Source organism: Metabacillus endolithicus (assembly GCF_023078335.1).
In the GTDB taxonomy this organism is placed as follows: Bacteria; Bacillota; Bacilli; order Bacillales; family Bacillaceae; genus Metabacillus; species Metabacillus endolithicus.
The window spans coordinates 1964053-1979860 of sequence record NZ_CP095550.1 but is presented as its reverse complement, the minus strand read 5'-3'; the positions used below and the strand labels follow the sequence as shown (position 1 = coordinate 1979860).

Here is a 15808-nt window from a genome sequence, read left to right as displayed (position 1 = left end):
TTTATTAATCTTTTATTTCTTTGAATAACTCGTAAGCTTTCTTTCTAGCCTCTACTAGGACTTCATTTCCTCTTTCGGTCGTTGTGTAATATTTTCTAATTTTCCCCGCAACATTTTTTTCTTCTTTTTCTAGTAACCCATCAGTTTCCATAGAATGTAGAATGGGGTAAAGAGTACCAGAACTGATATTATAGCCATGCTCTCTTAATTCTTCGACCATCCAAACTCCATAAATAGGGTGGTCTTTGGCATGATGCAAAATGTGAATGTGGATAAAACCAAGAAATAGTTTGCGTAAAACTTTGTCTTCCAAATCATCACCTCTGAAAAGTTCAATATCAATACACAATATCGGTTTTCGATAACGAAAGTCTACAACATGATATTAACATTTGCAATACTTTGTCGTCATATTTACAAATTCTTAACGTTGGTGCTGATACTAATAGTCTTATATAAAATCTCATAACAATGAAGCGTTATATGAAGTTTTCGAGCAAAGAATATAAAAAGTAAAATAAGAAAAATGATAGTAAATAGATTTTGATACTTGGGACAATTCTTTTTGATGTTTTCAGAGGTGGCGAAATTTGTAGTAATTTGTAGAATCGAAGATAAAATAGAGAAAATCGTAGATAAACTCTGATAATCGAAGATAAACTCTCCGTAATCGTAGATAAATCTACCTTGATAAGGTTTAGGTATTATTTTTGCTTCGTTTATTGGACTTCATAATCAATATATCCTAAATAATTATAAAATTGTGGAGAAGGTTGTTATCTATAGTTGAACTTAAGACATTTCTCATGGACAGCGTATTTTTATGAATCAAGATGCTTCGATGTTTATATGTAGTAGTGTTAAGTAATATTTGTTTACACTGCAAAAGAGGTTACCGATTAGTGGTAACCTCTGAGTTCTGCAAATTTATTTTACCGCTGTTCCCACAACATTGTCTCCACTTCTGGTTATAAGATATGTTACTGTTTCTCCACTCCAATAATGGAATGTAAGCTTTACTTCACGATGATTCTCGATTTCATTGAAGAACCGTTCGTTTCCATACGGAAATGTGATCGTATTGCTCTCATAGTTAGGAGCAAATGCATATCCAAATTCTTTGTAAGATGTCCAGTTCTGTGGTCCAGCTGCACTAGCATCATCTGTATAGACTGCTTCCATTGTTTTTAGTTGGTCACCATTAAACTGCATTGGAATGGCAAAATCACTAGTAGAACCTGAAGCGTCACTTGCAACAGGTGTATCATGCTGATAGATAGTGAAGGTCCAATTTGCACCTTTATTGAACTTTGCCGTTAAAACCGCTGTTTTTCCTAATTTGTTTGACGTGAACTTGGATAGAAAGCTTGCTTTTAGGGTGAGTTTGTTGCCATCTAGGGTGTAGTCTTTTCCGGGAACTAAACGTTTTTTGCCTTGCTTTAGCGAAACGAATTTATTGCCATTTAAGTTTAGCGTTCTTGTAACGTCTGTTGTTTGTTCGCCTTGTTTTAAGAAGATAAAATCAGTGTCAGCTGTTGAAGAACGACCTTTCCAGCTAGCTTTCATCATGTCGTATAATTGAGGGTCATTCCATTGTAGTGTTGATCTGTTAAAATGCTGTCCATTGTCCCAAAGCATATGGATAAGTCCTTTTTGTTCAGCATAATTGATCATATACTCGAAAAATTTTAATTTTTCACCTTGTTGAATGGTACCAGTATTTTGATCAAAGCCTAATAATCCAAACTCTCCAATCACAACAGGAATTCCATTAGAAGTAAATTTGTCATAGACTCGATCAAAGTTTTCAGTAATATGATTTCTTGATTGTTCGTCAAAAGTAGTGGTTCCTGCAACATTCACACTAAAAGGCCAGTACCCATAATAATGAACAGTTGAGATGATATATGGATCTTCTTTTTCATGAATCCAGTTATACAGGTTATCTACGAGTTCTTGCTTTTCAAAATTAGTATGAAGTGTAGGGATAACAAGCGCACGGGTATTGTTTTTTCCTCCAGAGCTTCTAACAATCTCGTAAAATGAATCATTAAGTTCATTTAAAAATTGTTGACCTTGAGCATCTCCGCCATCTCCCCAAAATTGTGGTTCATTTAGACTTTCAAACATTAAATCTGATGGATAATGTTTAAAATGCTCAGAGAGTTGTGTCCAAATCGCATTGAATTTCATGACGGTAGGATCATGATCCCAAGGCATGCCATTGGCAACCCAGCTCCATGAATCATGGTGAATGTTGATCATCACTTTTAAGTCTGCATCTAGTGCCCAATTTACCACTGTATCCACTCTGCTTAGAAACTGAGGATTGATCGTATAGTCTGGGGCATCTCCTAATCTAGTGTCAAATGTAATTGGAATTCGGATACTATTAAAACCTTGTTTCTTAATTTTTTTAATCAGGTCTTTTGTAACCTGTGGGTTTCCCCAAGCAGTTTCATCAAGAACAACCTTATTTGTATCAAAGCCATCAAACGTATTTCCTAAATTCCAACCCGGCTGCATACTATTTGCGTATTTTACAATATCATAGGCTGGTGATGTTGATTTAGCTTTTTCTTTAGCAAAACCAACCGTAGGGATTGTTACACTGATTAATAAAGCAACTGATAATAATAACTTGAAGAACCTCATTTAACTCGCCTCCATTTTTAGTAGACTAACAGAACTCCAATATACCAATTCACCTCCAAAACTAAACTGTAAACGTTTACAAAAATATGTTAGCAAAACAAGCTAAGTGTTCATACATGGAAAATTAGATGTGTTTTCATGAAGTAATTCCATTATTAGATAGCGTTTGGATGAAGTTTTTTTCCAATATCTCTAAATTACAATGGATTATTTCAATAATAATTAGGGTGTTTAACAGTAAGGAGTAGATGATAGAGTAAAGATAGCGTTTACATATGTTCTTTGTTTTTGTAACCGTTTCCTATTGCTGAATACTAACAAATGAAAATATAGCGAGGATGAGAAGATGATGGAAAAAACAGTAGAAAAAAAGAGTTATGAATTTCCTTTTCAAAATCCTGATCTACCTTTAGAAACAAGAGTAAATGATCTGATCTCAAGATTCACCTTAGAAGAGAAGGTGAATTTAATGTGTCAATATCAGCCGGCTATTGAACGCTTGGGAATACATGCACATAAGCAAGGTACTGAAGCGGCTCATGGTATGGCATGGCTTGGTAAAGCTACAACCTTTCCACAAACAATTGGACTGGCTTGCACGTGGAATCAGTCATTATTGAAAGAAGTTGGGGATGTTATTAGTACCGAAGCTAGAGCTTTTTATAAGAAAAATCCGGAAGTAAATGGATTAACTCTATGGGCTCCTACCGTTGATATGGAAAGAGATCCGCGCTGGGGAAGAACAGAAGAAGCATATGGTGAGGATCCCTATTTAACAGGCAAGCTAACATCATCACTTGTAAAAGGAATTCAGGGTGATCACCCGTTTTTCTTCAAAGCTGTTGCCACATTAAAGCACTTCTTAGCGAACAATAATGAAATTGACCGTGGAAGCTGTTCGGCTAGTATTGATCCGAGAAATATGCATGAGTATTATTTGAAAGCATTTGAAGCGCCTTTTAAAGAAGGCGGTGCTTACTCCATGATGACAGCATATAACTCGATTAATGGTACGCCAGCGATTCTTCATCCTTATGTAAAAGAAATCGTGAAAGAACAATGGGGAATGAATGGGTTCGTTGTAAGTGATGCAGCCGACCTGTTGGGAGTTGTGCGCGATCATGGATATTATGATCATCATGCACAATCTGTAGCTGAAGCCATTAAAAATGGAATAGACAGTATGACAGATGACTTCGATGAAACAACAAAAGCAATCTTTGAAGCGTTAGAAAAGAAATTAGTAAATGAACATGATCTTGATGTTGCCTTACGAAATACATTCAGAGTTCGTTTCCGTTTAGGAGAATTTGATCCTGCTGAAAATAACCCATATTCAGCTATATCCCAATCAGTGATTTGTGACCAAAAACACGCTGAGGTGTCGGCTCAAGCAGCTAAAGAGTCTATTGTTCTATTAAAAAATGAACATAATATGTTGCCTCTAAATAAGGAAAAGATAAATAAGGTTTCAGTAATAGGGCCACTCGGAAACATTGTCTATCGTGATTGGTATTCAGGGGACTTTCCATATACTATTACTCCTTATGAGGGCATTAAAAATAAGATAGAAGGTAAACAGGTAACATTTCATAGTGGGAATGATAAAATCGTTCTGAAAAATGGCGGTGAATTTGTTGGCTTAGGAGCAGATGAAAACAGCCGTTAATCGCAAATAGAAAAAACAAAGAAGAAGCAGCAAAGTTTGAGCTTTCCGATTGGGGATGGGGTAGCTATACAGCTCGTTCACTTGATAATGGTAAATATGTAACAAGTGCAGATGATCAAAACATAGCAGCCTCTGCTGATGAGATTTACGGATGGTTTGTAAAAGAAGTTCTTCACTTACAACCAGAAAGCCAAAACGAATTTAAGCTGTCTACATGGAATAATCAAGCCGTTGTTTTAGATGAAGAAAAAAAGCTTAAGGTATCTGAAGGAACAGACGCAGCCCATTCTTCTGTACTTGAGAAAGAAATTATTGAAAATGGAATGGAAGAAGCAATTAAAGCGGCAAAAGAATCTGATGTTGCCATTGTTTTTGTAGGAAATAACCCGGTTGTGAATGGGAAGGAAGAAAACGATCGTCCTGATATTACATTAGCTGAGGCTCAGGAAAAACTGATACAAGAAGTTTATAAAGTGAATCGAAATACAGTAGTTGTTGTGATCGGAAGCTATCCGTTTGCGATCAATTGGGTAGAGAAGCATATTCCTGCGGTTCTCTATACATCACATGGGGGGCAAGAGCTAGGAAATGCAATAAGTGATGTGTTATTTGGAGATTACAATCCAGCAGGACGTCTAAATATGACATGGTATCGTTCGGTAGATCAATTACCCGATCTATTAGACTACGATATTATCAAAGGTAAGCGAACGTATATGTACTTTGATGAAAATGAATTATATCCATTTGGCCATGGGAAATCTTACTCCCAATTTGAATATAGTGATTTTAAATTTAGTGAAAGAGAAATCAATGAACATGGTGAGGTAACCGTAACAGTAAAAGTGAAAAACACTAGCACACTCTCAGGTGATGAGGTTGTACAGCTGTATTTTCGTTCACTACACTCTCGATTTCAAAGACCACTTAAACAACTAATTGGTTTTGAAAGAATTTTTATCGAAGCGGGAAAAACAAAAGATATCGAGCTAAAAGTAAAAGCTAGTGATTTAGCCGTTTGGGATGTGACTAGAGATAAGCATTGTGTTGAAACTGGGGAATATGAGTTTATGATTGGTCGATCATCAGCTGATATTTCGTTACAAGAAAAGCTCAAAGTAAATGGTGAGGTGATTCCTTCACGTAATTTGTATATCAATACAAGAGCGGAAAACTATGATGACTATCAAGACGTTATAATTAATGAATGCAAAGAGGGCGGGCATTCCGTTCAAACGAAACTAGGTTCCTGGATGATGTTCTCCGATGTGGATTTTAGTAAAGGTATACAATCTATTGAAGCTCGTGTATCTAATATCTCAGAAACAACACAAATTGATATCCATCTAGAACATCCTCAAGGAGAAAAAATCGGTCAGCTCCTTGTTCATAACACTGGGGGAATCCAAAATTGGCAGACTGTAACAGGAGCTGTTTCTATCAAAGAAACGACTGAACATACTAAGATTTATTTTGTATGTAAGGGTGAGGTATTTCTAAGTTACTTCCGATTTATTTCGTAGTAATAGAGAGGTTATTAGATATATATGTGAAAAGGTCAGGCTGGCAGCAAGTGCCTACTGACCTTTTTTGAAAAAATGGGGTGAAAGTATGGAGTACACCAAAAAGAATGATTTGAAATTATGGTATAAAGCTCCTGCAGAAAAATGGGAGGAAGCACTTCCGTTGGGAAATGGGCGGTTAGGAGCAATGGTTTTCGGTGGAACAAAGGCTGAAAAAATTCAATTGAATGAAGATACATTATGGTCAGGTGAACCAGGTGAAAATAGTAATAAACAAGCTAATCTTACTTTAGATAAGGTAAGAGAGCTTGTCTTTACTGGGAAATATGCTGAAGCTGAACAATTAATAGAAAGCAAGATGGTAGGAGTAGATAGTGAAGCATACCAGCCCTTAGGTGATTTGCATATTGAACATCTTGTTGAAGGAGACGTTACAGATTATCGACGTGAACTAGATTTACAAACAAGCGTTGCTTTGACGGAATACAAAATAAATGGTGTTACATATAGGAGAGAAGCCTTTATAAGTCACCCAGATCAGGTTCTTGCGATAAGAGTAAAATCTTACGGTCAGGAATGTTCCCCTATTAGTTTGAGAATTCACCTAGATTCATTACATCCACATGAAAAAAACGAAGGCAAAGACAAATCCTTAATACTGCGTGGACAAAGTCCGATTTCTGTAAAAAATCCAGGAGAAATTCTTTATGACGATTCTCGAGGTTTAAGATTTCAAATTCATATACAAGGAAAGACGAATAAGGGTGAAATCTCAATATCAGACGACGCTCTTGAGATTTCTGGTGACAATGAAGTGATGTTACTTTTAACAGCGAAAACGAACTTTACAAAGTTTAATGAAGCTCCAGATCCGGATTTATCTAGTATAGAAAAGCAATGTCAGAATATCATCACCCACGCAAATCTTTTGGACTATGAGGAATTAAAACATCGTCATTTAACTGATTATCAAAGTTTATTTCATCGTGTTTCATTATCTTTAGATAATGAACAAGACTATGAAAAACTCCCAACAAACGAAAGACTTGAAATCTATAAAACGAAGCGTGATGATATTGCACTTGAAGCGTTGTATTTTCAATATGGTCGATATTTATTAATTTCGTCATCAAGACCGGGAACTCAGGCAGCAAATCTTCAAGGAATTTGGAATCCGTTTATTCAACCACCATGGAATAGTGACTATACAACGAATATCAATACGGAAATGAATTATTGGCCAGCAGAGGTATGTAACCTAACAGAATGCCATGAGCCTCTTTTTGATTTAATAGAAGATTTAAGTATTACAGGTAAAAAGACTGCGAAAGAATTATACGGTGCTCGAGGTTTTGCTGTTCATCATAATGTGGATTTATGGAGAATGTCTACACCAACCTCAGGCCAGGCTTCTTGGGCTTTCTGGCCAATGGCAGGGGTATGGCTGGCAAGTCATTTATGGGAGCATTATCTGTTTACATTAGACAATAAATTCCTAGAAGAAAAGGCGTACCCATTGATGAAAGACGCTGCACAATTTTGCTTGGATTGGTTAATAGAAGGACCTGAAGGCTATTTAGTAACAAATCCTTCCACATCACCGGAAAATAAATTTCTAACATATGACGGCCAACCAACTGCTGTTTCTTATGCTTCTACAATGGATATGACGTTAATGAGAGAGTTATTTCAAAATTGTCTGCAGGCCAGCAAACAATTGACTAGTGAAGAAGATTTCCATGAAGAAGTGATGGATGCTCTAGAATGCTTAGTACCGTTCAAAATAAACAAGAATGGACGATTGCAAGAATGGATCGAGGATTTTGCAGAGTATGAACCCGGTCATCGACATGTCTCACATTTATATGGACTATATCCTGGTAATCAAATAAATAGCAAACAAACTCCAAACTTAGTTGAAGCTGCGAGAAACTCTTTGACCTATCGATTAGAAAATGGTGGAGGACACACTGGGTGGAGCTGCGCATGGCTTATCAATTTATTTGCTCGCCTTCATGATTCTAAAAATGCACATGACTATTTGCAAACATTACTAGCAAGATCCACACATCCAAATCTTTTCGATGATCACCCTCCTTTTCAAATCGATGGGAATTTTGGTGGTACGGCAGGAATTGCTGAAATGCTGGTTCAAAGTCATTTAGGAGAAATCGAATTATTACCTGCACTGCCACCAGCTTGGAAAAACGGCAGAGTTAGCGGATTAAAAGCAAGAGGTGGATTTGAAGTAACGATTGAATGGGCGGATGGACAACTAACACTAGCAGAAATCACGTCTACGAAACAAACGGATGTAAAAGTTTCCTATAGGAATCAACAAATTAAGATTGAAAATAAAGAAGGAACATTTCTTACGACAAATTCAATAAAAGTAGATAGAAATTCAAAAATAAAGGTTTCATTAGCGTAAGAATAAAAAACTAGAATAGGAGGCACGGCTATGATTAGTACAAAAATCTCGAAAATGATTTATGGTGGCGATTATAACCCAGAGCAATATGACCGTGAAACAATGTATGAAGATATAAGGATGTTTAAAAAAGCAAAAATTGATTTTGTAAGAGTGAATATCTTTGCATGGGCAACCTCTCAAAAAGATGAAGTTTCTTACGATTTTCAATGGTTAGATGAAGTGATTGATACCTTATATGAAAATGGTATACAGGTAGGAATAGGAACCGGTACAGCGGCTCATCCAGCGTGGCTTGCTAAGAAATACCCAGATGTTTTACGAACTGAATTTGACGGAAAGAAACGGAAGTTTGGAGGTAGACATAATTCTTGCCCGAACAGCTTGTCTTACCGTAAATATGCTTCTTTATTTGTAGGGAAACTTGTTGAGCGCTATAAGAAGCATCCGGCTGTACTGCTTTGGAATATTTCAAATGAGTGGGGTGGAGCCTGCTATTGTGATAATTGTGAGACAGCATTTCGTGTTTGGCTTAAAGAAAAATACCGTACATTAGATCACATTAATAAAGCCTGGAACACAAGTTTCTGGGGACATACATTTTATGATTGGGACGAAATTGTCACACCTAATCTACTTAGTGAGCATTTTGGTGAAAGACACACAATGTTCCAAGGAATCTCCTTAGATTATGCACGTTTTAATTCTGATAGTATGTTAGAATGCCATAAAATGGAGTATGATATTATTAAAGAATCTATACCTGATACTATTGTTACAACAAATATAATGGGTGCTTATAAGCCACTAGATTATCAAAAGTGGGCCCCGTATATGGATGTCATTGCATGGGATAATTATCCTTCAATTGACACACCTGTTAGCTATACAGCGATGATGCATGACTTAATGCGCGGTTTAAAAGATGGGGAACCTTTTATGTTAATGGAGCAAACTCCAAGTCAGCAAAATTGGCAGCCATATAATGCATTGAAGCGTCCTGGTGTGATGAGGTTGTGGAGCTATCAAGCAGTTGCCCACGGCTCTGATACAGTGTTGTTTTTCCAAATGAGACGTTCAAGAGGAGCCTGTGAAAAATTCCATGGAGCTGTGATCGAGCATGTCGGTCATGAGCATACAAGAGTTTTCCAAGAGGTAGCGGAACTGGGGGAAGAGCTTGATCAATTATCACATACTCTATTAAATTCAAGAGTCAAAGCAAAAGTAGCGATTGTGTTTGATTGGGATAATTGGTGGGGCGTTGAATATTCCTCAGGTCCATCTATCTCATTGAAATATGTAGATGTAGTTCACAAATATTATAAGGCTTTGTTTGACCAAAATATTCAGGTAGATATGATCAGTGTTGAAGCAGATCTGAGTCAATATGAAGTAGTGATTGCCCCTGTTTTATACATGGTCAAGCCTGGATACGCAAAGAAGATTGAACACTTTGTAGAAAAGGGCGGAACATTTTTAACGACGTTTCTTAGTGGAATTGTAGATGAAAATGATCTGGTCACATTAGGAGGTTATCCTGGTGAATTGCGTAAAGTTCTTGGAATATGGTCAGAAGAAATAGATGCACTTGCTCCAGAACATACAAACAAAATATTGATGGAAAAAGAATATGGCACCTTAGAGGGAGAGTATTCTTGTAACCTATTATTCGATCTTATTCATTCAGAAGGTGCGGAGACCATAGCCACCTATGGAGAGGATTTTTATCAGGGCCGACCAGTGGTAACGAAGAATAAATATGGTAAAGGGCAAGCATGGTATGTGGCATCAAGCCCAGATGATGAATTTTTAAATGGGTTACTTCATGGAATGATGAATGAAAAAGGAATAAGCAATGATTTTGCAGGGAACGAGCCTGGTGTTGAAATTACAAAACGTATTAAGGGCGATAAAACCTATGTATTTGTTTTAAACCATAATCGTGATGCTGTAAAAATTGAGCTTCCTTCTGTAAATGGACTTAATCTACTAACCGGAAAAAAAGTCGAGCACTCAATTGAGCTGGCTTCATATGATGTTGCGATTATTGAGCAGAGTAAATGACGATGAAGGGGCTATCTTTTTTAGCCTCTTTTCCCTACTGACCTATTCCTAGATAACTTTTACTAGTTTGCAAAATTTAAAGCGTTTACACACAAATCTTGGCGGTGCAATTTTATGAATCGTATAAAAAACTATTTTAATAATATGAAGCTCCATTCTAAGCTAGTGTTTTCGTTTGTTATAGCTGTTATTATTCCATTGCTTATTGTAGGAACTTTTTTGACTCATGAATTAAGATCAAATGCTCTTACCGATGCAAAAGAACAAGTTTCCTCTGATTTAGAACGGGTTAAAAAGCGTACTGCCGAGACGTTAGAAAAGGCTATATATGTATCAAATAACTTAACGTTAGATTCTGAATTGAAAGAAATTCTTAATAAGGAATATACAACCATTCAAGAAGTTGTTTCTTCCTATAATAGCTATCATAAAATTGAAGAGTATCTTGAAACATTTAGTGAAATTTCGAACATACGTGTTTACACAAAAAATAAAACAATGCTAAATAACTGGAGGTTTATTCCTGAGGAATACATTGAAGATAATTTTTGGTATCATTCTACAAAAAACGCTAATGGATTAATAGGCTGGTATTATATACCGGATGAAACGAAAAACAACGAAAAATACTTAAGCTTAGTAAGAAAGATTAACTATACGGATTATAAAACAAGCCTCTTTTAGTGATCAATGTGAACAATAATCATTTATACGATATGCTCAGCCAAGAACAAACACCGGTTATGATTATCGATGATAATCATTATATTGCCGTTTCAAATCGTAAAGAATTTATAGGCAAAAAATTAGATGAAGTTGTTGATAGTGATCTGCCACCTGATGAATGGTCAGGTACTTTTTCTGGGAAGGTTGATGGAGAAGAAGCTGAAGTTCTTGTTGATGTTTTATTGCCCGAAATTAGTTCAAATAAACTTAAATTTGTCTCTGTTATCCCTCAGAAGGTTATTATGGAGGATGCGAATAAGTTTCTTGGGCTAGGATTAATTGTCATTATTATTAGTCTAGTGATAGCAGTTCTATTAATCTATTTTTTCTCCAAGCTTTTATCTAAAAGAATTCTTAGGTTGGGTGAACAGATTGATACTGTTTCTGAAGGGGACTTAAATGTCTATATTCAGGTTGATGGGGAAGATGAGATCGGGCTGTTATCTTATCAATTAAATTATATGATTCGAAATATACGAGAATTAATAGAAGAAGTAGACAAGGCGCACAGAAAAAACAATATACTAGAAAAACGTCAGCAGGAAATAAAGTTAAAAATGATGGCAAGTCAAATTAACCCGCATTTTCTTTTCAATGCGTTAGAATCGATCAGGATGAAGGCGCATATGAAGGGGGAAAAGGAAATTGCCGGAGTTGTTAAATTGCTAGGTAAATTAATGAGAAAAAGCATTTCTGTTACAGGAGAAATGGTCACGTTACAAAATGAAATTGACTTAGTAAGGTGTTACTTAGAGATTCAAAAATTCCGCTATGATGACCGCTTAACATATTCGTTAAATATTGATCCATTATCAGAGGAGCTTTATATTCATCCTCTTATTATTCAGCCGCTTGTAGAAAATGCCGTTCTTCACGGTATAGAAGATAAGTCACAGGGTGGACAAGTCGAAATTACTACAAAGGTGATAGGTGAAGAATTGCATGTACTTGTTTCAGATAATGGAGTTGGGATAGATGAGGAAAAGCTACAACTAATCAATAAAGCCTTGGAAAATATCGAGGATACTAGAGAAAATAGAATTGGTTTAGTGAATGTGCATCAAAGACTTATCCTTACGTTTGGAAAGAAAAGCGGTTTAACAATTAAGAGTCAACCTAATAGTGGAACAGAGGTTTTATTTGTCATACCAGCAAGGGGGAAGGAACATGTATAACGTGTTAATTATTGATGACGAGCCGATGATTCGGGAAGGTTTGAGAACATTAATTCCTTGGGAGGACTTTGATTTCAACGTGATTGATACAGCAAAAGATGGACAAGAGGGGTTCGAAAAATATAAGGAGAATGAAGTCCATCTCATTCTTGTTGATATTCGGATGCCAAGGATGGATGGGATCACCCTTATTGAAACCGTTAGGGAAAATGATGATCAGGTGCAATTTCTAGTACTGAGTGGATATGCTGATTTTTCTTATGCTCAGAAGGCTATTAGGCAAAATGTGACTGGCTATTTATTAAAACCAGTAGAGGAAGAAGAATTAATTGAATATGTGAAAAGAATTAAGAAAACGTTAGATTCAAAACAAGCTTCTAACGAATTAAAAGCTAGCAGCTTACCTGATAGTAGACAAGCTTTCTTGAAGGAATTGATTGATTCTAATGAAGATGTTTCCTATCCTAATTTGAATCGTGACGTTGCAGGATTAGGTTTAGAAGCAAAAAATTATCAGGTAGTATTAATAAAATGTTTAAATCAAACAAACATAGATCTCGAAGAGGCTAGATTACGCTTAACAGATTATATTGAAGAAACCTGGGGCTATTTGTTCAGTAGAGATCATTATCTTTGTATCCTATTAAAAGACATAAGACCGAGCCTTGTTCATTATAATGAGTTGTATGAATTAGTAACCAACCATATGAAGGGTACAAATATTGTAATGTCTGTAAGTCATGTTTTTCCAGTCATTCGTGACATAGGGGTTGAATATAGAAACACAAAAGCTAGACTCGATGATGCATTTTATTATAAAGAATCTAAATTTCTAAGATCGGATTCAGAGCTTTTCTTAATGGCTAAAGATCAAAAAGACAATGAAATTCATATAAATGAGTTTCCAATCCATACAGTTACAGAGAGACTCTATTTTGCTCTAGAAGCTCTTAATGAACAGGCACTAAAAAATGAAATAATGGAAGCTGCGCAAACAATGATTAATATGGAGTATTCAGAGGAACAAATCAAAACAAGCTTTATCCGCTTATTATCAATGGTCCTTAATAAGTGCTCAGTGAATAAACCAGAGCTAAGTGAGACGTTATCAGATCTCACGGCAGATCTTCATAAAATTAATGATAAAACATCTATGTATGTTTTGATAGATTACATTTATGATTTATTGTTTAAGGTTATTTCTAGTCAAAATGTTGGGGACCAAGAGGGGCAATTAAAGAAACTGGTAGATTTTATCCATCGTCATTATCATGAAAATTTAAAGCTGGAGACATTGGCAAAGATATTTGATTATAATAGTGCCTATTTAGGTAAAATTTTCAAAAATCATACGGGGGAATATTTCAACACATATCTTGATAAGATTCGAATGGAAAATGCTAAAACATTATTAACAGAAGGTATGAAGGTTTACCAGGTAGCCGAAAAGGTTGGCTATTCTAATGTTGATTATTTTCATAATAAATTTAAAAAATATGTTGGTATGTCTCCAAGTAAATATAGAAGAAAAACACCTTAACGTACACGATTTTTTCGGTGTACGTTTTTTATATTTTATATATGAAAATTTTATATGATTTTTGTTTAAATTTGTTAGGTATTTAATCTTAATTGTATGCGCTATCATTGAGTTATAAGTAAGGAGGAATCAGTGGCTATGAAAACGGTTACTAGCAAAAAAACGGCTACAATCATTCAAACTAAGAAAAACAGCTTTTGGAAAACCTTAGTTCAACAAAAATATTTATATATGATGTCTGTTCCTTTTGTCATCCTAGTCCTTGTATTTAATTATCTTCCGTTATGGGGTTGGACGATGGCCTTTCAAAATTATAAGCCGGGTCTACCTTTTTTGCAGCAGGAATGGGTTGGGTTTGAGCATTTTATTGAGCTATTTTCTGATGATCGGTTTTATCGGGCACTAAGAAATACGCTAGGTATGAGTATTCTTGGATTAACCATTGGGTTTGTGATGCCAATCATTTTTGCTGTACTGTTAAATGAAGTTCGCGTAAATATGTTCAAACGAACGGTTCAGACAATCACGTACCTACCACACTTTGTATCTTGGGTCGTCGTTGCTGGGATTGTGACAAAAATGCTATCCACTGACGGTGGAGTGATCAATGATGTATTAATAAGCATTGGCGTACTAGACAAGCCTTTTCAATTCATGGCAGAAGGATCGTATTTTTGGGGAATTGTCGTAGCTTCTGATATATGGAAAGAGATGGGCTGGAACGCAATCATCTTCCTTGCAGCAATGTCAGGGATTGATTCACAGCTTTACGAAGCAGCAAAGGTAGACGGTGCTGGTCGGATAAGACAAATATGGCATATCACATTGCCTGGAATACGACCAACGATTCTTGTTCTATTAATCTTAAATATTGGGCACTTAACTAGCATTGGTTTTGAGAAGCAAATGCTATTAGGAAATAACTTAGTTGTAGACTTTGCCGAGGTACTAGACTTATATGCGTTGAACTATGGAATAGGGTTAGGGCGATTCTCATATGGTACCGCGATTGGCATATTTAATTCAGTAGTTAGTATCATTCTACTTTTTGTGGCGAATGGAATTTTCAAGAAATATTCCAACTCCAGTGTAATGTAAGGAGGAATTATAAACATGCGAAAAGATAAGTCACTTACTAAATCAACTGCAAAAGATCGACTATTTGATTGGTTTATTTATACCTATTTAATTCTGATCTCAATCGTCACACTATATCCGTTTTTGAACGTAATCGCCATTTCATTTAATGAATCAGTTGATACAGTAAGAGGTGGCATTCATATTTGGCCAAGATCCTTTACGCTAGACAATTATATAGAAATCTTTAAATACGATAACTTAATAACAGGTTTTATCAACTCAACTACCCGTACTATCATTGGAACAATATTAGGTGTGATTTCATCTGCAATGGTAGCATACACACTTAGTCGAGCTGACTTTCAAGGACGGAAATTATTCTCAATGATCATTGTGTTAACGATGTATTTCTCTGGTGGATTAATTCCAGGGTACATGTTGATAAGAGATTTAGGATTAATTAATAGCTATTTGGTTTATATTATCCCTGGCCTTGTAAATGCATTTAATATTATCATTGTTCGTTCATTTATTGATGGACTTCCATATGCGCTTCAAGAATCAGCAAAAATTGATGGAGCAAATGATTTTATGATTTTTTGGAAAATTATCATGCCTCTATGTAAACCGGTACTTGCGACAATTGCCCTTTTTGTGGCAGTTATGCATTGGAATTCTTGGTTTGATACCTACTTATATAACAGCATGAATGAAAATTTAACAACACTGCAATATGAATTAATGAAGATTTTGCAAAATACATCGGTAGGTAGTACAGATCCAAATGGGATGAAGGGGATGACTGGGGATCAATTAAAAGCATTTGTGTCTCCAGAATCAATTAAAATGGCGATTTCAGTTGTAACGATCGTTCCTATTTTAGTCGTCTATCCATTTGTTCAAAAATATTTTGTGCAAGGAATGACAATTGGGGCTTGTTAAAAG

General features: G+C 35.7%; 11 protein-coding genes. 9 read left to right on the top strand and 2 right to left on the bottom strand.

Annotated elements, in window-relative coordinates:
* Positions 1-4: 4 nt before the first annotated feature.
* Positions 5-313: a PadR family transcriptional regulator gene (locus tag MVE64_RS10400; RefSeq protein ID WP_098797116.1), complete on the bottom strand. Its 309-nt coding sequence runs from the start codon at positions 311-313 to the stop codon at positions 5-7.
* Positions 314-927: 614 nt separating this feature from the next.
* On the bottom strand, positions 928-2655 hold the full coding sequence (locus MVE64_RS10395; RefSeq protein WP_247346241.1) for a cellulase family glycosylhydrolase: 1728 nt from the start codon (positions 2653-2655) through the stop codon (positions 928-930).
* Positions 2656-3004: 349 nt separating this feature from the next.
* Between MVE64_RS10395 and MVE64_RS27755 the strand changes: the two genes are divergently transcribed.
* The 9 genes from MVE64_RS27755 to MVE64_RS10355 all read left to right on the top strand — a co-directional run bounded on the left by MVE64_RS27755 (position 3005) and on the right by MVE64_RS10355 (position 15805).
* Entirely contained in the window at positions 3005-4324 is a 1320-nt protein-coding gene (locus MVE64_RS27755) for a glycoside hydrolase family 3 protein (protein ID WP_345740795.1), read from the top strand.
* Positions 4324-5847: a glycoside hydrolase family 3 C-terminal domain-containing protein gene (locus MVE64_RS27750; RefSeq protein ID WP_345740828.1), complete on the top strand. Its 1524-nt coding sequence runs from the start codon at positions 4324-4326 to the stop codon at positions 5845-5847. The genes MVE64_RS27755 and MVE64_RS27750 overlap by 1 nt, the downstream gene beginning before the upstream one ends.
* An 88-nt stretch (positions 5848-5935) precedes the next feature.
* Positions 5936-8278: a glycoside hydrolase family 95 protein gene (locus tag MVE64_RS10385; RefSeq protein ID WP_247346238.1), complete on the top strand. Its 2343-nt coding sequence runs from the start codon at positions 5936-5938 to the stop codon at positions 8276-8278.
* A gap of 30 nt (positions 8279-8308) precedes the next feature.
* Complete coding sequence (locus MVE64_RS10380; RefSeq protein ID WP_247346235.1) at positions 8309-10342, top strand: beta-galactosidase; 2034 nt, start codon at positions 8309-8311, stop codon at positions 10340-10342.
* 114 nt (positions 10343-10456) lie between these two features.
* Positions 10457-11026, top strand: a complete 570-nt coding sequence (locus MVE64_RS10375) for a hypothetical protein (protein ID WP_247346234.1) — start codon at positions 10457-10459, stop codon at positions 11024-11026.
* An 8-nt stretch (positions 11027-11034) separates the two neighbouring features.
* Positions 11035-12243 (top strand): sensor histidine kinase, encoded by a 1209-nt coding sequence (locus tag MVE64_RS10370; RefSeq protein ID WP_247346231.1) that lies wholly within the window; start codon positions 11035-11037, stop codon positions 12241-12243.
* Positions 12236-13783 carry a response regulator transcription factor gene (locus MVE64_RS10365; RefSeq protein WP_247346228.1) on the top strand — a complete coding sequence of 516 codons (1548 nt, stop codon included), beginning with the start codon at positions 12236-12238 and terminating at the stop codon, positions 13781-13783. Before MVE64_RS10370 ends, MVE64_RS10365 begins: the two co-directional genes overlap by 8 nt.
* Before the next feature lie 138 nt (positions 13784-13921).
* Entirely contained in the window at positions 13922-14881 is a 960-nt protein-coding gene (locus MVE64_RS10360; RefSeq protein WP_247347019.1) for an ABC transporter permease, read from the top strand.
* 15 nt (positions 14882-14896) lie between these two features.
* The gene (locus MVE64_RS10355; protein WP_247346226.1) at positions 14897-15805 is read left to right on the top strand and encodes a carbohydrate ABC transporter permease; all 909 of its coding nucleotides are present in this window, start codon (positions 14897-14899) and stop codon (positions 15803-15805) included.
* The last annotated feature ends 3 nt before the right edge of the window (positions 15806-15808 follow it).